Source organism: Sulfitobacter faviae (assembly GCF_029870955.1).
GTDB classification, from domain to species: Bacteria; Pseudomonadota; Alphaproteobacteria; order Rhodobacterales; family Rhodobacteraceae; genus Sulfitobacter; species Sulfitobacter faviae.
The window spans coordinates 73,990-98,978 of record NZ_PGFQ01000003.1 but is presented as its reverse complement, the minus strand read 5'-3'; the positions used below and the strand labels follow the sequence as shown (position 1 = coordinate 98,978).

The window sequence follows — 24,989 nt, the reverse complement described above, 5'->3', positions numbered from 1 at the left end:
GCAATCCGGAACGAAAGCTGACCTTCGTTTGGAGTGGGAGCAAAGAATGCTACGTGTGGCGGCGCAAAAGCTGGTAGTCTACACCCGTCATCCGAAACCGCCACTTCAGCATGTCCGGACTGACGAGATGTTCTTTGCAAGCGTCACGGTCTGAGAGCCGACGGCGACGAATAGACAAAAGGGCGGGCCGGGGCAGCAGCAAGGCGCCGGCCAACCAGTCGGCTTCGTCTTCCTGGTCTTGATCGAAGTTTCCCGGGACAAGCGAGCCGTCCTCTAGGATGCAGGCTGATGCGAGTTCGTGGCCCAAGATGATGTGCGCCAGCTCGTGCATCACCACATTGTTGCGACGACCTTTAGATGAAACCGGTTTGTGAACGACAAGATGGGCCGCGCCTAATCTCATCGTGAGGGCGGACCACGATTGATCAGTCTCGTCGCTCAGAACCGACCTTGCGCTTTCTGATATCCCATCAACTTCATCGGTGGACCAAACAGTTACTCGAAGCTCTTCTGCCAATCGGTCGGCAGACAGCGCGTCGTGATCCGACAGGCCAAACTGTTTTCGAAACTCGACCGATCGCCGCTCACATTGAGATTTGAACCCTCGTCTGAATGCCACTTAGTGTCCTCGAGCATCGACGTCTTGTTCGAATTGTCGCGAAGCCTGGGTGATTAGTTCAGCCAGAGCAAGGGCGGTCGCTTGCGGGACGGCTTTTCTGTTCTTGAATGCGATTTGAAGGTCTCCAACGCCCGTGAACTTCGAAGGCTCCTCCCCCAACCATTCGCTGAGTTTGTTGAGCGTGCCCACGTCTGGCACATGCCCTTTTTCGATCCTCGTGAGTGTGGTCGGACTGATCCCGATCTCCTTCGCGGCAGCCCTAACCCCCATGTTTCCCGTCGCCTTAAGACTAGTGGGGCGAGTTCGTTGATATTCATGTGCCCTCCTTAGTGTTTCGTAGACTGGTATTAGTGGTGCGACGACTGTTTACTTGGCGAGGCTTCTGGCCTATACCAGTCTGTGAAACACTTGAATCATGCCGAAGGGCCGGGGTCAACAGTTTCGAATTGAGGCGAGTCAGGAAAATAAGGAGAATTCGATGTCAAAGCGTATTCATGTGGTCCGCCACGGGGATGGTTGGGCTGCACGCCGTGAGGGCGCTACCCGGGTCGGATCCACGCATGCGACTCAGGCAGAGGCGAGCGCGGCCGCACGCACCACGGCGATCCGAGAGCGAGGCGAGGTCGTCATCCATCGGCCCAATGGCCAGATCCGCGATGCCAATTCCTATGGGAACGATCCCTATCCGCCGAAAGGCTAGACTCCAGCACGGGGCTGGAGGTCAAAAAAACTGCCCAATCTGCTCGGGCAAAAATATGAGGACAGTGAAATGCAGGCTCTGGTGAACTTCTTTCCGCTCGGCAACGCCGACACCGCCCGCCTCGACCTTGCCGATGGGCGCAAGATCCTGATCGACTTCGCCGCAATGCGTTGCGACGGCGATGAGGATGACCAGCGTTGCGACTTGCCGACGACACTTCGCCGCGACTTGGATAAAGCGGGCCGCGACTACTTCGATGCGGTTTGCATCACGCACACTGACGCCGATCACTGTAAGGGGTTCGGTGACTTCTTCTGGCTGGATCATGCTGCACTCTACCAAGGCAAGGGTCGCGTAAAGATCAGGGAGCTCTGGGTACCTGCAGCGGCAATCCTTGAAGAGAACTTGAAGGATGATGCGCGGTTGGTCCGTGCGGAGGCACGGTACCGTTTGCGTCAGGGCAAGGGTATTCGAGTGTTCTCTCGCCCCGAACGGCTGAAGGCTTGGATGGAGGCGGAAGGGATCGACTTTGAAAGCCGCAAGCACTTGATTGTGGATGCTGGCAAACTCGTGCCTGGGTACACATTGACTGGACCAGAGAAGGTAGAGTTTTTTGTGCACTGCCCGTTTGGCTGGCGACAAGATGAAAACACTGTCGTCGACCGCAACGAAGATTCGATCGTCATGCAGGCCACCTTTGTCGAGGGCGGCCGGAAGACGAGGCTGCTTCTCGCCTCAGACGTCAATTACGAGACGCTGGCTGCGATCATCCAGGTTAGCCGGAAGCACGGCAATGAGGACAGGCTCGCTTGGGATCTGATGAAGCTGCCGCACCATTGCTCCTATAAGTCGTTGGGGCCAGAGCGTGGCTCGAACGAGACTGTCCCTGACCCCAACGTCAAGTGGCTGTTCGAGGATCAGCGCCAACCCGGCAGCGACATCATCTCTCCGTCCTGGCCGATCCCAGTGAAAGGTTCGAAGGCCGACGACGACGTCCAGCCCCCGCACCGGCAGGCTGCAAACTATCACCGTCGGATCACTGTGGCGCACGACGGCGAATTCATCGTGACGATGGAGTACCCGTCGAAGAGTGACCCTACGCCCTTCGCATACAAGATCACGGCATTTGGTTTCGCCCTTGCGCTTGCCGCGCCGATGGTTGCTGGAACCGCCGCGGCGGCGTCGCCCAGGGCTGGTTAATGGACGTCGAAGCCTGGCTCACCGCATCCTTCGACGAAGTGATCGAGGTCGATGACCTCACCTCTTCGGCAGCGTCAACGTTTGCGCGGTTTGTCGACCGGCATGCCGCCGAGCTCGCTGCCGTGTTAGCACTACGCAGGGGAGGGGCCGGTGAGCTTGTAGAACTCACCTTCAGGACCGGCAGACCGCAGCAGAGCGTCGTGCCAATCCGGCGCACAGAACGAATTGGCGTTCGCTTCGCTGGCGGCGATACGATGCCATTCGTCTACGTGTTGCGGAGTGATTTTCCCGACACTGCCCACCAAAATCTCACTGCCGAAGGATCACCCGCGCGATCTGTATCGATAACCGAAGTTGGGCGGAAGCGCGCCTCACATGGACACCGGCCGAGCTTGTCCACCGTATCCTTGCCTGGTTTCGGCGAGCTGCCGAGGGCGCTTTGCATGACGCCCGGCAGCCGGTCGACCCGCTTATGTTCGGGACCGGCTACAACATCATTATGTCCCGTGCGTTGATCGATAACGCCAACACACAGGATCTCGTCGCTGTCCCTGACGACACGGGCACGCTGATGCGCGTGGTCCCGCGTTCCCAGCTGGAGGGGCGCACACTGGCTTTGCCGTTGACGGTGGCAGCATACCGAGTGCTTCCGGCGCAGATGGTGCGGCTTTCGTTCGCGCCAGGTAATCTTGGCAGCCTTGCCGACTTGCTTACGGTGCGCGGGATCGACCTGTTCGCCGACCTGCGCACGCGCCTCGCTGGTTGGTTGAACGACGCGCAGACCAATGCTGCGCGGATCAATTCCTGCCTGGCCGTGATCGTCGAGATGCCGATTGCCTCACCAGACGGAACACAACAGGGCACCGATATGCGGGCCTTTGTCACTGCTGAGAAGGTTGGTGACCTCGCGGTCGCGCTCGGAATTGCCCACAAGGTTGAAAGCAGGGATCAGGGGGGTGCCGCCGGCTTCGTTCCGGCATTGACTGCGGGAGCTGTGGATGAGGCTGCCCTCATCGCGATGGCCGTGCTTCCGGTCGAAGTCCACGCTACCTTTGACCGAGACCTTGCGACCCGGCTTGCGGGCCGCACCATCCCGGATGAACGCCAAGCTGTGATCGTCGGAGGGGGCGCGATCGGTGCCCATGTCGCTCCTTGTCTTGCCCGAGAGGGGCGCTTTTGCTGGACGGTGATAGACGATGACGTCCTGCTTCCACACAACCTTGCTCGTCATGTCGGCTTCGGCGGCGACGTCACGAGACGCAAATCTGAATTGCTTGCCGGGGCGCTGGCGAGCATACTTGACGATGAAGACACTGTGGCCACGGCGATAACCGCCCAGATCGGGGTCGAAGGGCAGCGGAATGACGATGTTGATCGCGCGCTCGATGATGCCGATATCATCGTGGATGCATCCGCTTCTTTGCTGGCTGAGCGCTTCCTCTCTGACCATCACTCCAAGGCTCGGCGGTTCAGCATCTTTTTCAGCCCGGCGGGCGATGCCGCCGTTCTACTGGCCGAACCGAAAGATCGCAGCGTCACGTTGCGCGATCTGGAAGCGCAGTATCTGGGGCACATCGTCCGCGAGGAAGCTCTCGCCGGTCATTTGGAAACCCCGGTACGGACATTCGCCTACACTGGCGCCTGCCGTGCCATCACAAACCTGATCCCTGAATCGCGCGTCATGGCCCTAAGTGGCTTGGTTGCGGAAGGTCTGGGACGGGCCGCCGATTCTGATGATGGGGTCATTCGCATCTGGTCACTCGGAGCGGGCGGCGAAGTCCGGCACGTTTCCTATCCTGCGGAGGATGTGCGTCGCTTCGATGTCGATGGCTGGCAGGTCGCACTCGATGGCGGACTCCGCTCACGCATCGCCGCGATGCGAGATGATTGCCTGCCGAACGAGACCGGAGGTATTCTGCTGGGTGTCGTCGACATTCCTGCGCGGAAAATACACCTTGCCGATGCCGCCAAAGCACCTGCTGACAGCATCGGATCGCCGACCGGGTTCGTCCGGGGCACCGGCGGTGTCCAACAGATGATCGACCGATCTATGGCCGAGACACAGGGACAGCTGCGCTACGTCGGTGAGTGGCATTCACACCCGCCACTGGCGGGGGTGATGCCGAGTGTTACGGACCTATCCCAGATCAATTGGCTCGCCACCATATTTGACATGGATACCTTGCCCGGACTGATGTTGATTGCCGGGCAGGCTGAACTCGCTGTTGTGTTCATGCGCCGAAATAAAGAACCTTCTCCGCTGGCTGACGGATCGGGTCAATGAGTAAGCCCGCAATCGGCCTCTCGCTCTCAGGCGGTGGATCCCGTGCCATTGCGTTTCATCTGGGCTGTCTGCGCGCCTTGCATGACTTGGGGATTCTTGACGAAGTTCGGGTTATCTCGACGGTATCCGGGGGAAGCGTCATTGGCGCACTCTACGCGGCCAATGACGAACCTTTCACGGTCTTCGAGACCAAAGTGCGATCATTACTTGCCCGCGGTTTGGTTCGCCCCGCCTTGCGTAAAGTGTTCACAACTACCGAAGGCCTGCGAGCGGTCTATTGTGCTGCCCTTCTTGGAGTGATCAACGTCGCCATCTTGGCGATCGCGACCGGACCGCGCCTCCTTGCTCTGTTACTGCCAACGACAGCGCGAAAGCGCTGGAGCCTAGAAAAGTTGCGCGCACCCATGCCGCGTTTTGCGAGCAGGACGACGATCTTGCGTAGGGTCTTGGACGAAGATGTCTTTCATGGTCAGAAGTTGCGGCAATTGCCCTTGACGCGCCCACTTCTGATTATCAATGCCGCGGATTTGCGCACGGGTTCGGCTTTCTATTTCTCGCGGGAGAAGTCGGGATCTTGGCGTCTCGGAGAACTTGCCGGTTCACAGACGACTCTTGCACATGCAGTCATGGCCTCTGCGGCATATCCGTTGTTTCTGCCAGCGCTTGATGAACGTCTCGCCTTCAACAAGCCTGACGGATCGCGGCGCGAGGAACACGTTACCCTGACTGACGGCGGGGCATATGACAACTTGGGCCTTGCGCCGCTTTGGCCGGATCGAGATTCCTCCATAAGTCTAAACGTCTCTAATGTGGACACAATCATCTGCTGCCGCGCGGGATACGGTCTTCGGTTTGATCCACCGAGCCAATTCTTCATGGCGCGCCTTACAAGCACGTTCACGAGCATCTTCGACAGGGCTCAAAACGCAGCCGTGAAGCGTCTATTCGATTTGAAGTCGTCAGGACAGATTAAGGGGTTTGCCATGCCTTTTCTCGGCCAGGATGACTCCCGCCTCGCGTTTCCGCCATCGGATCTCGTTTCACGAGAAGACGTACATGGATATCCTACTGACTTCTCTACAATGCCGGAGGAGTGGATCGAGAAACTCAGCAAGCGTGGTGAACAGTTGACATACGCGTTGATTGCCGAGCACATGCCAGAACTGTCGTGAAATGTGTGAGCAAGTGCGAGTTTTCCGACGTAAGCATGTGCTTGAGGCATCCTGATTCGTGAGGTGTCGCGAATGACCGCTCTTGCGAAAACTGGTCCATGGCGCTGATCAACTCTTTATCGTCCAGCTAGCGCCGTCACCGTCGTCCAAGTCGACCCAGTCTCGCCAGCTGCGCCAGCATTTTGGACCCTGCGTCAGTGGATCCTGTGCCGCCTCCGGAACCCGTCTGCCCCATGCCTTGCCTTGCAGGCATCTGCTGCACGCCAAAGAACTGCCGCGCCCTGAGGGCTGCGTATTCTGCGCCACTGGCCCCGCCGATGAGGTAGCGATTGTAGGCCTGCTGGCCTCCCATGGCGGCGCGGGCAAAGCTGTAGCCGCCGTCGAGACCTCCGGAGAGGGCGGGCATCATGATGTTGCCGGAGATCGCGCGGACGATGAAGGGCGTGGCGATAATGAAGCCCTTGGCCATGAGCACCATCATGAAGAAGGGGATGAGCGCGCCGATGTTTGAGGCCCCTTCGGGATCGCCTAGTTCGCCGATGAGCGCGGAGGAAACGCCTGTGATCGTTGCGAACACGCCTGCGACGACGATGGGGTATAGCGCAAAGGAAATCAGCGCGGACAGCCAGCGCGCGAAATAATCCTTGGTGACCTCGAAGAGGGTCAGGAAAATCATCACCGGGGCGATCCCGATCAGAAGCGCGATCATCAGTCGGGAGGCCACGAGGATGAAGGCGGCCAGTCCGCCGAGGATTGAGAGCAGAAGAACACCGACGATGTCGAGCATGGCGCCGGCCATCCAGTTCAGTTCGGACCCGGCAGCGTTCAAATAGTTGCCCAGTTCCGCGATCAGCCGGTCGAATTCTTCGGCGAAAGTTCCAGAGGGCCCCGGACTGCCGCCGCCGACGGAGGCTACCAGCGCACCCGCGATACTGTCGATCCCATAGAGAATGGCTGACGAGAACGCGTTGAACTGCATCCAATTGGTCGCGAATATCCCGATGAGCCCGATCTTGACCGCGAGCCAGAAGGCTGTGTGCCCATCCATGGCCCGATATTGATAGATCATGTTGGTGCCGACGAGGATCACCACCAGCGTTGTCCCCAAAACCAGGAGCGTGCCGACCGTTGCCGCAACCGCGCCAAACTGGGTCTCAGCGGCGGTGTCGAGATAGGCTTGGGAGGTTTCAACGAAGTAGGTGACGACACTCATCGGGGATCAGCCTTACCAATTGCCTGCGGCGTCGCAGATTGCCTTCGCTGCAGGGCGGGCGGCGTTGGCGCGGCGGTTGTAGCCCTCCGAGGCTTGCAGCATCTCCCATCGTTCGTTGCTCTCGTGGCGCTCACTAAACACGGCCTCGGCCGCGTCCCAGGACGGGAACCGGGTCGCGCAGTCGCAGTTGCCGATCTCAACAATCCGCTCGAGGTTCTGTGCGCGGTAAATGTCTTGAACTAACACGCGCTGATAGGCTTGGCGCAAGGGGATCTCCTGCATCCAGACAGGTTCAGCGGGCCGGTCTGGACAGACGGTGAAGTTGCGCTCGAGGGTCGGCACGAGATTGCGCTCAGCGAAGCCGGGTGCCGACGTTAGGCCCAAGACCAGCGCAGTCAGTACGAGAGTACAGCCCGCCTGCCTCATGCCGTGGCTTCAGCGGGTGTGGTTTCGCGTTTCAGGAAAACGGTGTGCCCGATATTGGCGAATTCCGAGGAGCTGATCGACACCACCTCCCACCCGTCTGCGCCCTTCTCGTTCAGGCTGGCCTGCATGTCGGAGAGGCTGGTCTTGCGGGTCATGGGAAAGGACAGGATATTGTATTCAAACGTCTTCATGGGGAAATTCCAATCTCAGTTGCGCCGGGGAGGTAGAATTCGGTGATGCCGCGTTTGCCGTCATGGCGACCGGCCTGGATGATCACGTCGATGGAATTCTCGATGTACTGGATCATGTCGGCATAGGTCATCGGGATCTCGGTCTTGAGCGCTGCGATCGCGAGGCGCTGAACCGCAAGCTGTGGTGTCTCTGCATGCAACGTGGTCATGGACCCGCCGTGGCCGGTATTAATTGCTTCTAGGAATGTCATGGCTTCCTTGCCACGTACCTCGCCGAGGATGATCCGGTCAGGCCGCATGCGCAGGGTAGCGGTCAGAAGCACGTCAGCAGTTTGGAACTCCGCGTCGCGATTGGCGATGAGGGTCACGGCATTTGGTTGGGTCGGCAGAAGCTCGGCGGCTTCTTCGATGGTGACGATGCGTTCCTCGGCCGGTACGTGAGAGAGGATCTTGCGCGCGGCCACGGTCTTGCCGGTGGAGGTGCCGCCCGAGACGATCATGTTGAGTTTGTTCTCGACGCAGAAGGCGAGCGCATCATCGATCAAACCCGCGGCCACCACTGCGCGCAAGGCGCGCTTCTTTTCCACGCGCAGGTCTTCGAGCTTGCGCTCTTTTCCGTAGAGAAAGTCGAGCGCGATGCCCTCGAGTGGCAGGCTTGAGAAGAACCGCAGGCTGATCGACATGGCCGAGAGCACGGCGGGCGGGGTGATGACCTGTGCGCGGATCGGGCGCCCCTTGTAGGTGATCGAAACCGAGACGATGGGGCGGTCCTTGCTCATCGTGGTATTGGCTGATGAGGCGATCTGGTTGCCGAGGTCCCTGACCTGAACGCCGGTCAGCCTCTGGTCCAGCGCGCGCATGAAGTGATCGCCCTGGAATTCTCCCCAGCAGGTGCCATCAGGGTTGATGCAGATCTCGATGACATCGTCGCGAGCGGCGGCGTGGATCCCGTCAAGCGAGGTTTCGAGATAGCTCAGCGACATGGGCTCAGAATATCTCCAGATCGCGGTCGACCATGACCGTGACGCGGGCGCCCTGGTCGACATAGATGACGGAGCCGATGGAGAGGTAATCGCCGATGACGCTGTCCGTCGCATCTGCCAGATCATCGCCAACGTCCTCAAGAACGTCGGCGGCAGTCTCATCCTGGACCTCGGAGGCGGCGGCACCAGGTGCTGCGGAAATCAGCGAGATCAGGGCGGCCGACCCGAAACGCTCGGCAAAGCGCGTGTCTATGAGCCCCGTGACACCGGAACGTCCCAGTTCATCGCCCCCGAAAGAGCTGATCTGGACGGTCTGGCCCGCGGGCAGGATGATCCGGTCCCAAGCGATGGTGACCCGGCGCTGCGCGATATCGACGCCCGAGCGGTAGCGCCCGATGAGACGGGATCCGCGCGGGATCAAGAGGCGCGCACCATCGACGCTGTAGACATCCTCGGACACCACGGCACGGGTCTGGCCGGGCAGGGAGCTGTCGAGGGCGGTTTCCATGACGGCCTGGATCATGGTGCCTTGGATGATGGTGTTGGAGGGATTGGCGATCACTTCAGCCTGCGTCACCGTCGAGGGCAGCGCCCCGTTCAGCACGAAATCCGTCACCTCGCCAAAAGTGCGTTCGGTCAGAGCCGTTTCATTCGCTCCGGACGTGCCCCCAAACGCGATGGTGGGCGAGACGATGCGCCGCTCCTGAAAAGCGCGTTCCTCCGCGGCGCGGCGCTCCAGTTCGGCCATGCGCCGGGCTTCTTCCTCACGGCGCAGTCGCTCTTGCTCGCGTGCGCGCAGCTCATCCTCCGTAGGACCCGCTGGGGCGGGTTGGGGTCTGCTGGCCTCGAGTTGGGCCAGTTCCAGATCCATGCGTAATTGCTCAAGGTTGCGATCCCGGGCCGTCAGTTCGTCCTGGAACCGTTGCTGTGCGGCTTCCGAGGCGGCTTGTAGCGCAGCGATCTGAGCGGTCAGCGCGTCGATCGCCTCTGCGGCGGCGGTGTCTTCCTCGACGACCGGTTCAGGGGCGTTGCGCAATTCCTCGATCTGAGCCTGCAGGGCGGTGATCTGCGCCAGAAGCTCCGCGTTGGGCTCGACGGGGTCTGGTCCGACGAACACAACCTCGGGCTCGGGCGGGGGCAAGGTCTCGATAGCGCCAAAGCCGTCCCCTTCGTTTTGGAAGACGTCCGGAGTGGCCGTCGGCAAGGCTTCCTCTTCGTCGGGCTGTGAGAGGAGATAGAACAGGGCACCACCTGCGCCGATGACGAGGACCACGATCAGCGCGAGAAGGGGCGACCGGCGCTGTGCCGCCGTGGGGGCGCGGGCACTGCCTTTCTCAAGGGCGGCGAGGCGCTTTTCCAGCTCGGTATTCTCGGTATCGCTCATGAGGCGGCCTCCGCGGGCGGGATCGCCTCGATGCAGACCACCTCTTCGCCAAGTCGCAGGACCCATTGGCGGTTTACGCCGCTGACGCGGATCACGCCGTCCTCAGGGGTTTGCGTGTTGACCGTGCGTTCACGGTCGCCCGCGTAGCGGAAGATCGCTGGCACAGGTGCGTTTCTCGGAAAGGCGAAATACGTGAACGTCCCGTCATCCCAGATGCGGGTTGGCGTGAACTCGGTCCGCGCGCTGGCGCCGTAGTTGTAGTTCGGCGCTTGGGCGGCGATGGCCCGGGTCGGGCGCGCATCGTCCTCCGGATAGCGGAACTGCACCACGTAGAAGGTTGGGCTGCGGACCTCCTGGACGTTGAAGTAGTAGCTCCGGCGGTTCGTATAGACTGTCACATTGGTATGCACCCCGCGCGCCACAGGCTTGATCGCGAAGGCCTGACCGCCCGGGACGCCGTCGATCTCGAAGCCCTCGGTGTCGCCCGCGATGATCGAGCGGATGCTTTCGCCCTCGCCGAACTCGATGGTGGTCACATGGGTGAGCGACACGCTGAGACGGTAGACCTGACCCTCCTGGTAGGTGGCCAAGCGCACCCGGCTGTCGTTGGGACCGCCGCGCGGGATGGCTTCGGCAGAGGCGAGGCCGGGCAACAGGGCAATGACAAAAATAAGCGATCTTATAAACAACAACGTCAGTTCTCCAATCTGTCGGAGCGGATGGAATATTCGAGGACGGTGAAGCCGAAGGGATTGGTCCAGACCTCATCGATGGAGCGACGGGTTTCGGGGCGGAACTCGAAGAGAAGCGTGGCGGTGAAGAGCCCGGTCTGGGTGCCGTTGATGGAGGTCAGCTGCTTGCGCAGGCGGACCGTCGCGCGGTTGGTTCCGATCCGGTTGATGCTGAGGATCTCCACGTCGAGCCGGGCATTGGGGCCATAGACGGTCGGCGGATAGTTTTCATTTGCGCTGTTCCAGATCTGGCGTAGCCCGCTCTCGGCAGCCCCGTCAGAGCGGCGCAGGACGCTGCGGATGCGCAGGTCGTTGTCGAGCTGGTTGTAGACCTCGCGGTCGGTCACATAGCGGAACACTTCCGCCTCGATGATCGCCTGGTTGGCGGTCACCGAGGAAGCGCCCACCGAGGCTTCGGGGAGTGCAAAGCCGGTGGCGGGATCATAGGGGACAACGACGGGGGGCGGATCGACATCGAGGATCGAGACAGCTGCCGCGCTCAGACAGCCGATGATGCCGAAGACAAGGCCTATCAGGCCAAGACGCTGCCAGAGCCGTTCACGGCGCAGGGCACCGTAGACCAGTTCTTCCTCGATGATTTCCTGTTCAGTCGCCACCCGTCATGCCTCCGCGATCACTCGGCCCGCAGGTCCGGCAAGGTGAAATCCATGAAGCGCTGCTCCTCGGCGATTGTGGCGGCATCGATCACGCCGCCCGTGCCATCGCCCACCGTTTGAATCGCTTCCAGCTGCCACATTGCCACCAGGGCGATGGCCAATTCAGCTGTCACGCGCGTGTTGAGATCGACGCTTTGCTTGAGCTCTTCCATGTCGTCGATGAGCCCGACAAGGCGGTCTACCCGCTCGAGCGATTGGCCCGCATCTTCATAGCTGTTCTGGGCGGCGGCTGATACGAGCGCGCCGGTGGTGGCCTGCGTCGCCACGCGGTTGGCCCCGGGATTGCCGCTCGCGGCCATTTCCGAGAGGGTGTCTTCGTCAAAGCCGAGGTCGGCCAGCACCCGGTCCATCTGGGTTTCGATCTCGCCTGCGCCGGAGCCCGAGAGGCCCGAGAAATCCCCCGTCTTGATCGCCTCAATTGTGGCGAGGATGTCCCCGAACTCCTGGTCGAGTAGGCCATTGAGTTCGTCTTCCATCTCGGTGCGGATGATTTCTGGAAGCTCGGCGAGGCGGGTGAGGGCCTCGTAGGTTCTTTGCAGCTCCGCGAGTTGGTCCGTGAGCAGGCCGAGCTGTTCACGGAGCTGCGTCAGCTGCTCGTTCTGCAGGATCTCGTCGTCGATCATCTGCCGCAGCTGCTGGATGTTTTGCGCGATGTTCTGGGTGTCGACGACCGGTACACCTTGTGCTGCGGCAGGGGTAGGACGCTGAACTGCAAGCCAACGCCAAATGTCGTGGCCAAAGCTGTCCTCAAGAGCAGATGTCCCATCATTCAATCTCCCTGATCGTAAAATCCATGAACGCGCCTTCGGCCATGCGAGCGCTGGCCTGGGCCAGCTCCTCGGCAGAAAGGACGCGGGTGCGTGCCGCCTGAAGCCGGATGCGTGCAGCGACGAGGCGCACGAGTTCGGCGCGGGCATAGGTGTTGAGCGCGACGCTCTCCTGCACGTCCTCGGTTTCGGAAATCCGTTCGACGATGTCGGAAATGCGTAGGGCGGCTTGGCGGATCGCGGCGGGCGAGTTGTTGCCATAGAAGGCCGCCCCATGACCCGTGATTGAGAGGTTGGCATTGGCCAGAAGCGCGGGGTCGATCGTGCCAAGCGCTTCGATCCCGCCGATGCGGCTCAGGTAGAGATTGTAGCGTTCGGGGATGACTTGGACGTAGTGCTGGGTCTCGGCAAAGGGCGGCACCCCACCATATTCGAACACGCGACCGGGTCCGGCGTTATAGGCCGCGAGCGCGTTGATGATGTTGCCGTCGAAGGTGTTCAGTTGCGTTGCGAGATAGCGCGCGCCGCCATGCACCTGCAGGTAGGGGCTGTCATAATATTCCGGGTTGATCCCGAGATCGCTGGCCGTGCCGGGCATGATCTGGGTGAGGCCAAAGGCCCCGACAGGCGAGCGCGCACCGATGGTGAAGCGGCTTTCCTGCCAGATGAGCGCCTGCAACAACGCGCGCCATTGAACGGGGGAGAGGCCCGCGCGGCCCACGCCCGCGAAACCGCTGGTTTCCTGGGCGACGCGGATGATGAGTTGCTCAATGTTTTCGGCGGCATCCCCGAACATCTGTGCGCCGCCGGGGTTGGGATCGATTTCGGCATTGCCATAGACGGCCTCGACGGAACGGTCCGGATCCCCGCTGCCGCTTTCCAGCCCCGAGACCATAGCCGGCAATCCCTGACCGCCGAAGCTGGTCTGGGCATCGAGGATGCGTCGGAGGGTTTCCAGTTGCTCCCGTTCGATCTCGGCGATGAGTTCGCGCACGGCAAGCTTGTCGGCCTGAACGGCCAAGTCAGCCTCGCGATCGCCAGTCTCGACGATGTCACGCGCGGTCAGCCCACTGTCATTGGTCGGCACGCCTTGAGACAAGGCGAGACCGGGCAGCAGGCAAAATGCGAGGATATGAGGCAGGCTAGACTTCAACGTCGCCCTCCGGCGCGCCGAGCGGTGCGAAGTGGCAATCCTGGGCTGTCGCTCCCGTCGAGGCGAGAAAGGAAAAGCAATTGGCCTGCGGCTCCCGATACTGGGTGCAGGAGGCCAGCGCGCCGAGCGCAGCCAAAGCGATAAGAATACGAATCATGAAAGCCTCCAAAAATCTGGGCGGTCGCGGTAATCGGAGCCGACGAGCGCTTCGCCCTTTTCCATGCCGCCAAGGATCGTGAGATTGGGCCCAAGGGCGCTCAGATCGGCATCAACGACGATTGAGCCCTGATCGTCGCGGATCAGTGCGAGGCGGCTGTTGCTGCCCGTGTTGAGAAGGACGTCGAGCTCCTTCTCCGTGAGGTTCAGCATGGCGTAATCCGAGGCACTGGCGCGGATATTGGGCAGCAGGATCTGCGTCGGAACGGCTTCGACGATGGTCTTGCCGGTCCGGGTGCGCTCAAGCTGGCTGGCATATTGCGTCATCATCACCGCTACGGTGTTCTGCTTGCGCGCAGTCACGAGCCAGTTCGACAGCCGTTCGGCGAAATATGCGTTGTCGAGCGCCTTCCAGGCCTCGTCGATCACGATGATGGTGGGGCGGCGGTCCTCGATCTCGCGTTCGACCCGGCGGAAGAGATAGGACAGGACCGCCATCCGCTCCTTGTCGGCTTCGCTGTCGAGAATGCCTGTCAGATCGAAGCCCACCACATCGCCTTTGAGCGAGAACGTGTCCTCGAGGCTCTGCCCGAAGATCCAGCCGTAGCGGCCGTCTTCGGTCCACTCGAGCAGGCGCTGGTGCAGATCGCCGCCATCATCGGTGGACACAAAAAGCGACGCGAAATCCCGCCAGTTCCGCAGGGCCGGATTGGTGGCCTGGGCATTCTGGCGCACGACCTCCTGGATACGGTTGGTCTGCGCCGGGGTCAGGGGCTTGTCAGCGCGGTAGAGCAAGGTGGCAAGCCAGTCCGAGAGCCAGGCGGTGCCGCGGGCATCGGTCTCTGTCCAGAGCGGGTTGAGGCCCGTGGGCTGACCGGCGTTCAGAGACGCGTAGCGCCCGCCATTGGCGCGGACCGCCATCTCCATACCAAGACGGTAATCGAAGACGAAGATCCGGGCACCTGCGCGACGGGCTTGCGTCATTAGAAAGGCCGAAAGCACCGATTTGCCCGACCCAGGCCGTCCCATGATCAGGGTATGGCCGCTGGTCGGTTCTTTGTCGGGCGAGCCCTGCTCGTGATAGGAAAACCGGTAGGCGCTTTGCTCGGGCGTGGGCAAATATGTGACGACCCGGCCCCAGGGGGTAAGTGCTGCGGGTTTGCCGAGTTGTGTTCGGTGGAAGGCCGCAAAATCCGCGAAGTTGCGGTTGGTGACGGCGCTGGCACGCACGCGCTTGGGCTGGTTGCCGGGATGCTGGCTGAGGTAATGGGCCTTTGCGGCGACCCGCTCGCCGATCATCTTCACGCCTTCGGTTGCGGCGGCGTTCACGATCTCCGCGCTGAGGGTCTGCAGCTCTTCGAACGTGTCGCAAAAGAGCGTCACGACCATGTGATGCTCGCCGAAGCTTTGGCGCTTGGCTTCGAGATCATCGGCGGCGATGTCGAGGGCTTCCATCAGCGAGAGCGCCGCGTCCTGAGACGCTTGCATCTGGCGCTTTTGCCGCTTGATGCGGCCCGCCATGAGGTTCGAATTGATCGGCGTGAAGGAATGCGTGACGATCATGTCGACCGGCAGGTTCAGCATGTCGAACATGGTGCAGGAGGTGCCTTCCGAGTATTCTCCGATGGTGAAGCTCTTGCCGTAGCGATGTCCGACGACCCCTTCCGAGAGCTCGAAGTGATCCCCCTGAAACGTCACGCGGGTATTGGCGACATTGAAGGACAGAAAACCGTAGGTGTTTGCGGGGTAGAGCGGCAATTCCTGGCCGGTATTCAGCGCGCCCAGAAAGCCGATGAGTTCGCCGCTCTCGGAAGTCAGCACGCGCGGGTTCAGCTCGGTCAGGCCTGACACAAACACGCTTACGGCCTCGCCGAGACGGCGCAGGCGTTTCTCGGTTGCTTCCTTGAGGCGATTAGGGGCGCTGCGATTGAGGAAGGGCAGGACGCTTTTGGGAGGTGGGCGATGGATGACCGTGAGCGTCAGGGTTTTGTCGCGCAACCCGCTGGTTTCGAGTTTCGTGCGCCAGAGACGGTCAACGACTCCTGCAAAACTCTCCTCGCGTATGGGCTCGAGCTCCGGCGTGATCGCCTTGGAGACCTTGTGGACGTAATAGCTGAACTCCGGCCCCAGCTGCGCGATGATCCGGGCGAAAAGCGCCGTCACCTTGTCGAGATAGGCATCATCCGTCGTGTAGCTATTGACCCCATCGAGCCGGATGCACTGAAAAAGCTCATTCACCCGCGTTCGCACGGTGCGGTCATCGACTAGGCTGACATAGGGCAGCATATGCGCGAGGCGTGTTTCGCGCGCATACCAGTCCGGCGTCATGGTGCGGAGATCGATTGCTTCATCCAAGGCATTGTTAGGGCGCATAGCTGTCACCGCCGTGAATGGAGCGGTTGCGCGTCGGTGGGGTTTCCTGCAGCGCTGTCATCATCACGTCGATGAAGCGCGGGTCCCAGTCCGCGGCCTTCCACAGCACGGGGTAGAGCAGGGCGGCCACCCCCAGCACCGCGATGTGCTGGACCCAGACAAAGAGCAGCACCGAGCCGAAGAGCCAGACCATGGCGTACATGATGGGTAGGCCCAGAAGCTTGGGCGGGCGCACGAGGCCGAGAAAGAGGGGCGAGCGCTCAGCCACCGGCAAAGACCGCGGCAACGATGGTGGGAGCGGCAGCAACACCGGCGATGCCGACAAGCACCCAGAGCGCCTGACGCAGATCGATGATGTTGAAGAACCAGCTCAAGAAGACGCCGAGCACAGCGAGCGTCGCGATGACAACGCCAAGCGGGCCGGTCAGCGCATCCACGATCCCTTGCAACAGGCTCTGGATCGGTGAGAGATCGATGCTTTGCGCGAGGGCGGTTCCGCAACGAGCAGGAAGAGGCGAGCGCAGCGACGAATAGGTTTGAAATCCAACTTGTTTGGAAAAAGCGGTATCGCCAATGCACTGCCGCGCTGCGCGCTCTCGTGACATTGCCGATAAGTGTTTTGAGGAATGAATTCCAAAAAGGTTGGGACATCATGAATTTGATCCTTCCAATCGGGCCACGACGGCCATGACACGGGCCACGTGGTTCAGGGTTTCTCGGTAGGGGGAATGCCGTCATACTGGCGGACCGCATCCGGGCCAGCGTTGTAGGCTGCGAGCGCGAGCCGCGGATCGCCGAACGTCTCCAGCATCATCGCAAGATAGCGGGCGGAGCCGTCGAGGTTCTGCATCGGATCGCGCGGGTCAACGCCCAGATCGCGCGCCGTCGCTGGCATCAATTGGCCAAGGCCAATGGCACCTGCACTTGAAATCGCATTCTGCCGATAGGCGCTCTCAACCTCGATATTGGCTCGATAGAGAGCCAGCCAATCCGTCACGGAAAGCCCGGCGCGACGCAGGCCAGGATGGCGGGCATAGCGCAAAGCCGTGGTCTGAATCCCGGAGAGGACATCGGCGCGGGGCAGCGGAGTCGGGCGGGCAAGGGCCGCGACTTGGACGCCCTCTTGCTCGGCCTCTACCTCTCCGTAGATCGCGATCCCATCGGAGGCCGAACCCTGACCGATGCCGTCATTGTAGTTTCGGGCAAAACCGCTCTGAGACCGCGACGGGGTCAGAGAGCCGTCGCTTTCCATGATAAGAACCATTTGCGCTGAGGCAGGTGCTGCGACCAGCCAGAGACAGACGAGACTAGTTGCCAGCGCCCTTGTCTGATGGGTCTTTGTCTGACGGCGCAAGTTTGTGCGTACGGCTTGTCCCGCCTCAAGCGGCAGATCGACATGCGCAAAACCAAGGCCAATGAAGAAAGACACCACGCCAGAGATCGTCTTGAACTCGCGGATCTTGATGTCGTTATAGGTCGTCCGAGTACGGGCCGTGACCAGCAGCTTCTCCACGCCTTCGTTGGAGACCACACGCATGATCCAGACCCCGTAATAGCTGGGGCCTTTCTTGTGTGCCGATTCTTGGCACAGGATTTCTGCGCCGTAGCCGCTTTCCACGAGCTCGCGGAACCTGGCTTCCGTAACCACATTTGGTGCTTCAATGTCCCAGTTCATGGCCCGGCTCACGCTTTCTCCAATGGCGCGACCCTAGGCATTCCTACTTGAAGCCCAGAGTTACGATAGTATACTTATGACCGCAATAGTATATTACAATTTTTGCGGTATACGTTGATCCGATACCTTTAGGCACGTAACATGCGCTCGTTCAAGGATTTAAGCGGCTTTGGCTATCTTCGGTTGCGCATCCTGCCTTTGATGCGCACATTCGGTCTGCTTTCGCTTGTCGGTTGTCCGGCGCTCGCCGAACCATGCATCCCTCCGCCTCGGCCATTTGTTCCAAGAGATCAGAAGGTTGTCGCGGAATTTGTGACCATCCTCCGTCATGACTTCGAGCTCTACTTCCGCGACATACAGAACTATTTTCGCTGCCTCGACGAGGAGCGTGCTCGCGCCTTCGAGGAAGCGCGCGAAGTCAGCGAGGAATATGGGCGCTTCTTGGGCTCGCTTCACCGATAACTTCGGGGCGAAACTTTTGGCCCGAGTCGCGGGTTCCGAATTCGATAACTGGGCTACGGGCTCAATTCAGCCGAGAACCCGTTCCAGTCTCGACGTCAGCGGCTTAGGGGCCGGGTTTCAACATGCGAGCCACGCTTCGGCCGGCCGACACAATGTAGGGCGGCATGGACAGTGAATAGTGGCCGCAATTCAGTTTCAATATGCTGGGCGCGGCCCCGGCGTGCTTCAGCCCTTGAATCAGCCTATCAGAAAGCTCCGGCAGCACCACCTTGTCTCGTTTGGCCAATACTACCTGAAGTTCGAGATTGTCCCGCGCCAGATGATGCGCATGGTTTACCAAGTTTAGTGGTCCCCAAGCCCTTCTGAGGTCGCCCAATTCGATCACGGGTTGAAGGCTCTCGCAAATCGTTCGCGTTGCGCGCCCGGTCCACACCATGTCCGCAAGACTTCCGGCCGTGAGAAATAGCGCAGCTTTTGAAACAGTTTTGTCATGGGCGGCAATCAACCCGGCAACCCAGGAACCCAGACTCATTCCGAGTACAGAAATCTCTTTATAACCTTGCTCCTTTAGCCACCGTATAAGCTTTCGACCATCCCATACCGCCTGTCTCACGGATTGAGTCGTCCGTCCGAGATTCGGGCTTAGCATGTAGTCGGCATAATCGGCGCCGGGACGGCTACGTTCGAAGTGATACGGCAGTGCCATCTCGACTACCGTGATCCCACGCCGGGAGAAAAAGTTCGCCATCTGTTGATACCGCGCGCTTGCATTCCAATGGTGAAACACAACCAAAGCTTTATCGAATGATCTGCTTTCTGTTACTTTCGCCCAGACGAGATTGTTCTCTGCGACGTCAGTAGAAATTCCTGAAGGAAATTTGGCCCAATCTCCTTTGCGTTCGACGACCAAGTCGTTGTTACCCGGTTCATCGAAATAGGTTGGGTCCTCAACAGCCTGGTCTGCAAGTTGACAGAAGGCCTCGATACCTGCCGGATGTCCGGAGCCAGGGAAGGCAAGTTCAGTGTCCAGAGCGAAATCTGTCCGCCTCTTTACTTCGTCCCCCGCTCTGCGCGTCGCTCATCCCAACGATCGAGCCAGCTATGATACACTTTGTTTGTCTCCTTGGTCAGTCGCCCGTCATGTATCGATGCTTGGATAAATCAGGCCGTAGATTGCAGACAGCAGCCCGATGCACAGCAAGATCGAGAAACCAGCGATTGCACCGATCAGGACGTAGACGATGGTCAGCAGGGCGACGAGCGCCAACATGATTCCAATTCTCTCTGATTTCGACCATGTCCAATGTCTCCTTGCTGACGCAACGCGGCGTGGACTCGAACAAGCCCATATAAAACACAGTGCAGGTCGCCAATACGATCAGCAGGCTGCTATAGTTCGTCGGCATGCTGTATTCGAACCAGTCGCTTGCCTTCTCATGATTTCCCAAGACTGACAGGAAATCGCGAGTCAACCAACCCGCCATGGTCGATTCACTTGAAAGCATAAAAGTGCTTTGGAGCTTCATGCATAAGGCAATCAAGAGTCCCAGAATACAGCACCGGAAAATCCCGCGCATGATTTTGAGTTCGAGTTGATTGGACTGCCAGTGATATTCTCCATCTACCCCAGGTTCAGGATCTCGTCCAAGTTCCCAAAAATCGTATACAATTGTGAAGAGCAAAATGAGCCCGCAAAGAAGAGATAAAATACCACACCCATGTAGAGATAGGCGAACCCGGTGAACGCAACCGCCTCCGGTATCGAAATGACGTGGGGGCGCTCAATCGCCAACCGAGCCCATTCCACCGGGTAATTGCCAGCATCGCGAGTCAGTAATGGGGTTAAACACCTATCGATCCACTGAAGAACAGTAGCTATAGGTAAGCAAACAAGAAAGGCTGCCCAATACGTCACCGAAAAGGCCACGACTTTTCGCATCCACATGTCGTCATTCGCGATCCCTTCACCTTCAAGGTTTAACTGTGACCGCCTTGCGCCTCTCCAAAAGACCACTAAATCGCGCACGAATACGAAGTATAGCGGCATGAGCACCATGAAGAGGAGTGTCCAGTTCGGCGCCCATAGGTATCCAACCTGCTTAATCACACCATTCGCCTGCGGATAAACAATGCTGTGAATGCCCAAAAAATAAGAGGAAAATCCAAGGGCCACGGCCCCTGCGAACACCGATGCCGACAAATCCAAAGGGGATCCCCGGTTGAACACGGCCTCCGATGTCCTCGCCAGGCTAAATCCCGGCCTCGGCGAAATAACATCACTTTTGTGCGCCAACGGTGACGGAACCACGGTACCAACATCGATTGCCGCGTTCTGAACCGTATCTGGAGGACTATGCGCATCGTGGCCGTCTGACCCCGCACGCAGCGCTCGCCTCCTGGCTACCAATCGGGCCCGGGCCACACTAAGTTCCGTCTGCCACTCGCTGGTCGCCTTCGGATCATCACACCCAAACACCCTTGCCAGCCATCGAATGTTCTCGGCGCTGATTCCTTTCTCGTTGTCTTGGTACCAAAGCTGCACTGTTCGCAGCTCGATCCCGGACCGGTTGGCTTCGATCTGAGTGATTGCGGTAGCAAGAAGCTCGGGTGTCCACGGTCCCAAGGGTATCCCATCTTTGTCAGTAGGCCGACCCGCTCCGGCCGCGCTCAACCGTCTGAACAACTCCTTAAAGTCACTTCCGTCATCCAACGGAGGAACAAAGTATTTTCCATTTTTTATCAAGGGCGTACCGTTGTTCGTTTCGTTCTATTTCGCTGGCGTTCGCTTCGTATCGTGAATTCGCGGCTCACGACAGTGCAACTACAGGCAGTGTGATTCGATCGCCATCCACTGGGCCAGAAAATGGCTGACGTGATCGAAATCCTGCTCGGTCGTTGCAAACTGGAATGAAGAACGTGGTGAGACTGTTGAAAGAAGAAGCAGAGCCCATAGCCCGATTGTTTGGAAATGATCGGGAGCGCACGGTTGGATGGGTATACCTGTGGAATTCCTCTGAGTTGTCGGTGCTCTGGCTGGACGAGCAGGTACCTGCCGGTTCTATCGAGCCGCCGCTTCATCCCGAAGTGCTGGCAGAGGCAAAATCGTCGACACCAGTGAAAGTGATCGAGTACCTCGAAGCGCTTTCGAGTGGCGGCGAGCATACCCAAACTAGCAGGCCTTGATAGTCATCGGAGCAGGTCTTTCAAAAATATACTATTGGTGTAATGAATATAAAATATCCAGAGAGACCGTCAACCTGCCAAAACTGTAGGAGAGTACTCATGCCCAAAGCGCTTACTCGTTTCGTCGTCCTTGTCGCTCTTGGCTCCACATCTTTTTTCGGAACGGTCGAGCGGAGTAGGGCGCAAACTTATCCGATCGATTGCGCGATCCTGCTTTGTCTCTCGGGCGGCTGGCCCGCGTCAGCGCCATGCTCACGAGCCCGCGCTAAATTCATTCGAAGAATAACACCCTGGCCGGTAGAGCCTCCGTTGCAGATATGGCGTTGTCCGATGAGAGCATCCCATGACATCAATGGCACTGGTAAAGATGGCGGCCGTATCTTCGACATTCTGTTCGATAGACCGCGTCATCCGCTGCTCCAGACGATTACCGTTGCCCCATCTCAGGAAGTCGGCCTGTCATCGACGAGCGTGTTCCCGGCGGAAAGGGTTGAAACGGCTGATAAGAGGAGTGACTTTTCTATTACGCTTGGTCAAGAACGCGCCGACATCGACATCAGCGGTCCGGAGTTTAAATTCGTGCGTTCGATACGAATCTTTGATGTGCGTCACGCTCGACAATACGAGGCAGGCAGCGAGGGGGACTGCGAGCGGAGCGCGATCGTTGTACTTGGAACTTATGGAGTACAAGGAGACTTCTCTTGGCAGCGTTCATCAATTGGAACCTTGCCGAAAGATCATGTAGGGCTGGAGAGATGGGGCGACAATTGTCCGAGCGTCCGCCACCGTTCGGTGTTCGTCGAGTGGCGGGATTACGAGGGCAGATATGGCTACGAGCAGGTCAACTACTGAGCCCACTCGGGAAAAAAAGCCATTTGCTTTAAATGGGAACTCACGCCTAAAGGCAATTTTCTAAGTTATGTGTTTCGGTAGAGCTACATCACGCCTTCACGCTCCAAGCGCTTGCGCGCCGCTTTGCGAGCTCGGCGGATCGCTTCGGCCTGTTGGCGAACTTTCTTCTCAGAAGGCTTCTCGAAGTGCTGCTTGAGCTTCATTTCGCGGAAAACGCCTTCGCGTTGAAGCTTTTTCTTTAAAACCCGAAGAGCCTGATCGACATTATTATCGCGGACGCTGACCTGCATATGGATAACACCGTTGTTCATGAATGTGAAAATACTAGAGAACAGGACCGTGCTGGTTGCAAGAGCAATTTGTGCGTTCTAAAGACCGTGAGACAAGCGCTCGTCCGTCCCTCTGCTTAAACCTTTGCAGTGCGCGCTATGGGTGTGAGCGATACGTGAACCGCGACTCTTGTTGGGATCAGGGTAGGGATGTTATCGCATTTCCTCCAATATCTTTTCGCGGAAGACCTCGGCTGGGGTCTTCCATCCAAGGCACTTTCGTGGCGTGTTGTTGAGGCGATCACAGATCACCTTCATATCGTGATCTGTGCATTGCCGGATGTCGCGTTTGCGGGGCAGCCACCTTCGAAGGCGTCGGTTAGTGTTCTCGACTGTGCCTTTCTGCCAGGGGCTGGAGGGGTCGCAGAACATGGGGTAATCGCCCTGCTTCGACCGTGGCCCGTCATGGCATCGGAATGTCTTTCCTTCGGTATGATCCAGAGCGTGACCCAAAAGGGGTTTTGTTTGAAGCAACTGATGGAGACTGAGAATGGGTCAGCATATTGGGCTCGACGTTTCGTTGAAGGACACTGCCATTGCCATCCGGGAAGACGGCCATCGAATATGGCGTGGAAAATGCCGCTCGGATCCTGCGTCTATTGCACAGACAGTACGCAAACATGCTCCGGAACCCCAGTCCGTTGTGTTCGAGACTGGCCCCCTTGCCACTTGGTTCTTTCATGTCTTGAAAGGGGGAGGGGCTTCCAGCGATCTGCATTGAGGCACGTCACGCGCAGAAGATCCTGGGCGCGACGTTGAACAAGACCGACGCAAACGATGCCGAAGGGTTGGCCAGACTTGCCGAAACCGGCTTCTACAAGGCCGTCAGGGTCAAGTCTTTCGAGTCGATGCTGATCCGGTCTTTGGTGGCAGCTCGTACGCAGCTCCTGTCCATGACAACACAGTTGACCAACCAGATCCGTGGCCTGATGAAGACATTCGGCCTGGTCGTGTTTGAAGCAAACGTAGAGAGACTGCTGGAGGGGTATGTCGAGTTGGCACAGATCATTTTGCCGCTACTCGAGACTTGGCGCGCGATACGCAAACGTGTATCCGCACTCAATCGTCAACTCCGACATGCGGCGCGCCACAGCCCAAGCACTCGTCTGCTGATGACGATACCTGGCATCGGGGCGATCACGGCGATCTCCTATGTGGCCGCCATCGAAAACCCGAAAAATTTCCCGAGATCAAGGTCTGTGGGAGCGTGGCTCGGCCTTACCACACGCCGCTACCAATCCGGGGAGGTAGACTTCGACGGCCACATTTCGCGCCGGGGAGATCATCGGCTTCGCGGGCTTCTCTACGAGGCCGCGACCTCGCTACTTACGAGGACACGGGCAGATACCGTTAGTGATCTCAAAACTTGGGGCCTTCAGTTGAGGGAACGCATTGGGTTCAAGCGCGCGGCGGTGGCCGTTGCCCGTAAACTCGCCGTCATCATGCATTCCATGCTTAGAACCGGCCAAGAATTCATCCCGACTCGCGAAGTCGTCGCCTAAGGAAAGGACTTCGCACACCGAACTCAGCGCGTCATAGGTAGATGCGAGGAGGCGTCCCTGTCGTGGACGGCTGAACGAAGAGTGGAAATGGGAAAGGCATTGTAGGGCGTTTCAACGCCCACTGTTTTCTAGCATCAAAAGCTTGACTGTGGGTCGGCGATTAGACAACCAGGCATCCGCTCCAATCCCAGCCTTGAGATATTTCCAGGCCGAGAACTCGGTGCCGCGGTCGAAGGTGATTGACTTGCGCGCGTCGGCGGGCAGGGGAACCAACCCGTTGATCAGGGACTCCATGATCGGTTTGGATTGTCGATCTTCATTGCGTATCACGACGGCATAGCGGCTGACGCGCTCCACCAATGACGTCACGTTTACCTTCCCCTGCTCCTTACGGAACATCATCAAGTCGCACTCCCAATGGCCGAATTCTAAGCGTTCTGAGACACGCTCAGGCCTGTGTGACAGGCTTTGAATGTCGAATATGTGGGCTCTGTTGTGCCTGCGGTAACCACGCGGCCGACGGCGGCGGCGATGCTCGGGGAGATGGCGGTAGAACTGTTCCTCGCGACCGTCTTTGGAATAGGCAAAGCGATAGATCGTCTCGTGGCTCACGCGGATCGGGTGCCGTTCGAGCCGCATCCTGCCGGCTATCTGTTCGGGCGACCAGCCAGCCTTCAAGCGGTCTTCGATGGCGGCTTTCAAATCAGGGTGAATGATCATCTTGCGATGAATCGCGCGGCGCTGCTCATATTTGTCCTGAGCGACGAGCGCGTGATACCCGTTTAGCTCAGGCAGTTCGCCGTCCGTGTACCGATTACGCTTAATGTCTCGGTAGATCGTGGAGGGGGCGCGACCCAGTCGATCCGCGATCTCTGAAATCGACATTTTGGCTTCAAGCCACTTTGCAAGCTTGCGACGTTCGTCCAGCTTCAGGTGACAGTAGTGGGTTCACATTCT

24 protein-coding genes and 7 pseudogenes are annotated in these 24,989 nt (G+C 59.1%); 8 read left to right on the top strand and 23 right to left on the bottom strand.

The features are described 5' to 3' along the window. Positions 1–49 precede the first annotated feature (49 nt). Together CUR85_RS20435 and CUR85_RS20630 are read right to left on the bottom strand one after the other, a co-directional pair. Positions 50–619 (bottom strand): ImmA/IrrE family metallo-endopeptidase, encoded by a 570-nt coding sequence (locus CUR85_RS20435; protein ID WP_093743721.1) that lies wholly within the window; start codon positions 617–619, stop codon positions 50–52. Next, positions 620–889: a helix-turn-helix domain-containing protein gene (locus tag CUR85_RS20630; RefSeq protein ID WP_425520180.1), complete on the bottom strand. Its 270-nt coding sequence runs from the start codon at positions 887–889 to the stop codon at positions 620–622. 145 nt (positions 890–1,034) lie between these two features. Here CUR85_RS20630 and CUR85_RS18140 point away from each other — a divergent pair, with 145 nt between their 5' ends. The 4 genes from CUR85_RS18140 to CUR85_RS18125 all read left to right on the top strand — a co-directional run bounded on the left by CUR85_RS18140 (position 1,035) and on the right by CUR85_RS18125 (position 5,975). After that, complete coding sequence (locus CUR85_RS18140; protein ID WP_425520179.1) at positions 1,035–1,319, top strand: DUF2188 domain-containing protein; 285 nt, start codon at positions 1,035–1,037, stop codon at positions 1,317–1,319. A 69-nt stretch (positions 1,320–1,388) separates the two neighbouring features. Then, positions 1,389–2,519: an anti-phage 6A-MBL system MBL-fold protein gene (mblB, locus tag CUR85_RS18135; protein ID WP_093743718.1), complete on the top strand. Its 1,131-nt coding sequence runs from the start codon at positions 1,389–1,391 to the stop codon at positions 2,517–2,519. A gap of 322 nt (positions 2,520–2,841) precedes the next feature. Continuing rightward, the gene (gene cap2-3, locus CUR85_RS20430) at positions 2,842–4,803 is read left to right on the top strand and encodes an anti-phage 6A-MBL system cap2_3 protein (protein ID WP_343245496.1); all 1,962 of its coding nucleotides are present in this window, start codon (positions 2,842–2,844) and stop codon (positions 4,801–4,803) included. Then, positions 4,800–5,975 carry a patatin-like phospholipase family protein gene (locus tag CUR85_RS18125; protein ID WP_093743716.1) on the top strand — a complete coding sequence of 392 codons (1,176 nt, stop codon included), beginning with the start codon at positions 4,800–4,802 and terminating at the stop codon, positions 5,973–5,975. Before cap2-3 ends, CUR85_RS18125 begins: the two co-directional genes overlap by 4 nt. Positions 5,976–6,111: 136 nt before the next feature. Here CUR85_RS18125 and CUR85_RS18120 read toward each other — a convergent pair whose 3' ends face one another. The 15 genes and pseudogenes from CUR85_RS18120 to CUR85_RS20425 all read right to left on the bottom strand — a co-directional run bounded on the left by CUR85_RS18120 (position 6,112) and on the right by CUR85_RS20425 (position 17,704). Then, positions 6,112–7,188: a TrbL/VirB6 family protein gene (locus CUR85_RS18120; protein WP_093743715.1), complete on the bottom strand. Its 1,077-nt coding sequence runs from the start codon at positions 7,186–7,188 to the stop codon at positions 6,112–6,114. A 12-nt stretch (positions 7,189–7,200) separates the two neighbouring features. Next, positions 7,201–7,530 (bottom strand): hypothetical protein, encoded by a 330-nt coding sequence (locus CUR85_RS18115; protein WP_280323049.1) that lies wholly within the window; start codon positions 7,528–7,530, stop codon positions 7,201–7,203. A gap of 80 nt (positions 7,531–7,610) precedes the next feature. Continuing rightward, positions 7,611–7,805, bottom strand: a complete 195-nt coding sequence (locus tag CUR85_RS18110) for a DUF4177 domain-containing protein (RefSeq protein ID WP_093743713.1) — start codon at positions 7,803–7,805, stop codon at positions 7,611–7,613. After that, a complete protein-coding gene (locus tag CUR85_RS18105; protein ID WP_280323047.1) occupies positions 7,802–8,788 on the bottom strand; it encodes an ATPase, T2SS/T4P/T4SS family in 987 nt (328 codons plus the stop codon). Before CUR85_RS18105 ends, CUR85_RS18110 begins: the two co-directional genes overlap by 4 nt. 4 nt (positions 8,789–8,792) lie before the next feature. Next, entirely contained in the window at positions 8,793–10,172 is a 1,380-nt protein-coding gene (locus CUR85_RS18100; protein ID WP_067261116.1) for a TraB/TrbI/VirB10 family type IV secretion system protein, read from the bottom strand. Next, a complete protein-coding gene (locus CUR85_RS18095) occupies positions 10,169–10,864 on the bottom strand; it encodes a TrbG/VirB9 family P-type conjugative transfer protein (protein ID WP_067261115.1) in 696 nt (231 codons plus the stop codon). The genes CUR85_RS18100 and CUR85_RS18095 overlap by 4 nt, the downstream gene beginning before the upstream one ends. A 2-nt stretch (positions 10,865–10,866) precedes the next feature. Next, a complete protein-coding gene (locus CUR85_RS18090; RefSeq protein ID WP_280323046.1) occupies positions 10,867–11,520 on the bottom strand; it encodes a VirB8 family type IV secretion system protein in 654 nt (217 codons plus the stop codon). A 17-nt stretch (positions 11,521–11,537) separates the two neighbouring features. Beyond that, a pseudogene (locus CUR85_RS18085) lies at positions 11,538–12,346 on the bottom strand (type IV secretion system protein). Beyond that, a complete protein-coding gene (locus tag CUR85_RS18080; protein ID WP_280323045.1) occupies positions 12,346–13,500 on the bottom strand; it encodes a lytic transglycosylase domain-containing protein in 1,155 nt (384 codons plus the stop codon). The pseudogene CUR85_RS18085 and the gene CUR85_RS18080 overlap by 1 nt, the downstream one beginning before the upstream one ends. After that, on the bottom strand, positions 13,490–13,657 hold the full coding sequence (locus tag CUR85_RS18075; protein WP_280323044.1) for a hypothetical protein: 168 nt from the start codon (positions 13,655–13,657) through the stop codon (positions 13,490–13,492). The genes CUR85_RS18080 and CUR85_RS18075 overlap by 11 nt, the downstream gene beginning before the upstream one ends. Further along, the gene (locus CUR85_RS18070; protein WP_425520178.1) at positions 13,654–16,029 is read right to left on the bottom strand and encodes a VirB4 family type IV secretion/conjugal transfer ATPase; all 2,376 of its coding nucleotides are present in this window, start codon (positions 16,027–16,029) and stop codon (positions 13,654–13,656) included. The genes CUR85_RS18075 and CUR85_RS18070 overlap by 4 nt, the downstream gene beginning before the upstream one ends. Next, positions 16,019–16,297 (bottom strand): VirB3 family type IV secretion system protein, encoded by a 279-nt coding sequence (locus CUR85_RS18065; RefSeq protein ID WP_008327373.1) that lies wholly within the window; start codon positions 16,295–16,297, stop codon positions 16,019–16,021. Before CUR85_RS18065 ends, CUR85_RS18070 begins: the two co-directional genes overlap by 11 nt. Beyond that, positions 16,290–16,572 (bottom strand): annotated as a pseudogene (locus CUR85_RS18060) (TrbC/VirB2 family protein). Before CUR85_RS18060 ends, CUR85_RS18065 begins: the two are co-directional and overlap by 8 nt. A gap of 107 nt (positions 16,573–16,679) precedes the next feature. Beyond that, positions 16,680–17,293: pseudogene (locus CUR85_RS18055) on the bottom strand (lytic transglycosylase domain-containing protein). A gap of 43 nt (positions 17,294–17,336) precedes the next feature. After that, positions 17,337–17,704 (bottom strand): annotated as a pseudogene (locus tag CUR85_RS20425) (hypothetical protein). 141 nt (positions 17,705–17,845) lie between these two features. Here CUR85_RS20425 and CUR85_RS18050 point away from each other — a divergent pair. Further along, the gene (locus tag CUR85_RS18050; RefSeq protein WP_394450951.1) at positions 17,846–18,166 is read left to right on the top strand and encodes a hypothetical protein; all 321 of its coding nucleotides are present in this window, start codon (positions 17,846–17,848) and stop codon (positions 18,164–18,166) included. A gap of 103 nt (positions 18,167–18,269) precedes the next feature. On the opposite strand, the gene CUR85_RS18045 is transcribed toward CUR85_RS18050, so the two are convergent. The 3 genes from CUR85_RS18045 to CUR85_RS18035 form a co-directional block, all read right to left on the bottom strand. Then, the gene (locus CUR85_RS18045) at positions 18,270–19,196 is read right to left on the bottom strand and encodes an alpha/beta hydrolase family protein (protein WP_425520185.1); all 927 of its coding nucleotides are present in this window, start codon (positions 19,194–19,196) and stop codon (positions 18,270–18,272) included. Positions 19,197–19,304: 108 nt separating this feature from the next. Further along, positions 19,305–19,436 (bottom strand): hypothetical protein, encoded by a 132-nt coding sequence (locus tag CUR85_RS18040; protein WP_280323039.1) that lies wholly within the window; start codon positions 19,434–19,436, stop codon positions 19,305–19,307. A 351-nt stretch (positions 19,437–19,787) separates the two neighbouring features. Beyond that, on the bottom strand, positions 19,788–20,909 hold the full coding sequence (locus tag CUR85_RS18035) for an RcgA family putative transporter (protein ID WP_425520177.1): 1,122 nt from the start codon (positions 20,907–20,909) through the stop codon (positions 19,788–19,790). Between the two features lie 164 nt (positions 20,910–21,073). On the opposite strand from CUR85_RS18035, the gene CUR85_RS18030 reads away from it, so the two are divergent. Further along, a complete protein-coding gene (locus CUR85_RS18030) occupies positions 21,074–21,349 on the top strand; it encodes a hypothetical protein (protein ID WP_280323037.1) in 276 nt (91 codons plus the stop codon). A gap of 99 nt (positions 21,350–21,448) precedes the next feature. After that, positions 21,449–22,201, top strand: a complete 753-nt coding sequence (locus CUR85_RS18025; protein WP_280323036.1) for a hypothetical protein — start codon at positions 21,449–21,451, stop codon at positions 22,199–22,201. Between the two features lie 83 nt (positions 22,202–22,284). On the opposite strand, the gene rpsU is transcribed toward CUR85_RS18025, so the two are convergent. Together rpsU and CUR85_RS18015 are read right to left on the bottom strand one after the other, a co-directional pair. Next, complete coding sequence (rpsU, locus tag CUR85_RS18020) at positions 22,285–22,491, bottom strand: 30S ribosomal protein S21 (protein WP_174857891.1); 207 nt, start codon at positions 22,489–22,491, stop codon at positions 22,285–22,287. A gap of 192 nt (positions 22,492–22,683) precedes the next feature. Next, positions 22,684–22,914: pseudogene (locus tag CUR85_RS18015) on the bottom strand (transposase); the annotation flags it as partial. A 106-nt stretch (positions 22,915–23,020) separates the two neighbouring features. Between CUR85_RS18015 and CUR85_RS18010 the strand changes: the two are divergent. Continuing rightward, a pseudogene (locus CUR85_RS18010) lies at positions 23,021–24,032 on the top strand (IS110 family RNA-guided transposase). Between the two features lie 120 nt (positions 24,033–24,152). Here the strand turns inward: CUR85_RS18010 and CUR85_RS18005 are convergent. Further along, positions 24,153–24,965: pseudogene (locus tag CUR85_RS18005) on the bottom strand (IS30 family transposase); the annotation flags it as partial. Positions 24,966–24,989: the final 24 nt, after the last annotated feature.

Coding starts and splice junctions, on each gene's coding strand:
- CUR85_RS18050 (WP_394450951.1), top strand. CDS start 17,846: ATGCGCTCGTTCAAGGATTTAAGCGGCTTTGGCTATCTTCGGTTGCGC.
- CUR85_RS18125 (WP_093743716.1), top strand. CDS start 4,800: ATGAGTAAGCCCGCAATCGGCCTCTCGCTCTCAGGCGGTGGATCCCGT.
- CUR85_RS18110 (WP_093743713.1), bottom strand. CDS start 7,805: ATGAAGACGTTTGAATACAATATCCTGTCCTTTCCCATGACCCGCAAG.
- CUR85_RS18030 (WP_280323037.1), top strand. CDS start 21,074: ATGAAGAACGTGGTGAGACTGTTGAAAGAAGAAGCAGAGCCCATAGCC.
- CUR85_RS18120 (WP_093743715.1), bottom strand. CDS start 7,188: ATGAGTGTCGTCACCTACTTCGTTGAAACCTCCCAAGCCTATCTCGAC.
- CUR85_RS18040 (WP_280323039.1), bottom strand. CDS start 19,436: ATGTTGGCGCTCGTCGCCCTGCTGACCATCGTCTACGTCCTGATCGGT.
- CUR85_RS18025 (WP_280323036.1), top strand. CDS start 21,449: ATGCCCAAAGCGCTTACTCGTTTCGTCGTCCTTGTCGCTCTTGGCTCC.
- CUR85_RS20630 (WP_425520180.1), bottom strand. CDS start 889: ATGGGGGTTAGGGCTGCCGCGAAGGAGATCGGGATCAGTCCGACCACA.
- CUR85_RS18105 (WP_280323047.1), bottom strand. CDS start 8,788: ATGTCGCTGAGCTATCTCGAAACCTCGCTTGACGGGATCCACGCCGCC.
- mblB (WP_093743718.1), top strand. CDS start 1,389: ATGCAGGCTCTGGTGAACTTCTTTCCGCTCGGCAACGCCGACACCGCC.
- CUR85_RS18100 (WP_067261116.1), bottom strand. CDS start 10,172: ATGAGCGATACCGAGAATACCGAGCTGGAAAAGCGCCTCGCCGCCCTT.
- CUR85_RS18140 (WP_425520179.1), top strand. CDS start 1,035: ATGCCGAAGGGCCGGGGTCAACAGTTTCGAATTGAGGCGAGTCAGGAA.
- rpsU (WP_174857891.1), bottom strand. CDS start 22,491: ATGCAGGTCAGCGTCCGCGATAATAATGTCGATCAGGCTCTTCGGGTT.
- CUR85_RS18075 (WP_280323044.1), bottom strand. CDS start 13,657: ATGATTCGTATTCTTATCGCTTTGGCTGCGCTCGGCGCGCTGGCCTCC.
- CUR85_RS18070 (WP_425520178.1), bottom strand. CDS start 16,029: ATGCGCCCTAACAATGCCTTGGATGAAGCAATCGATCTCCGCACCATG.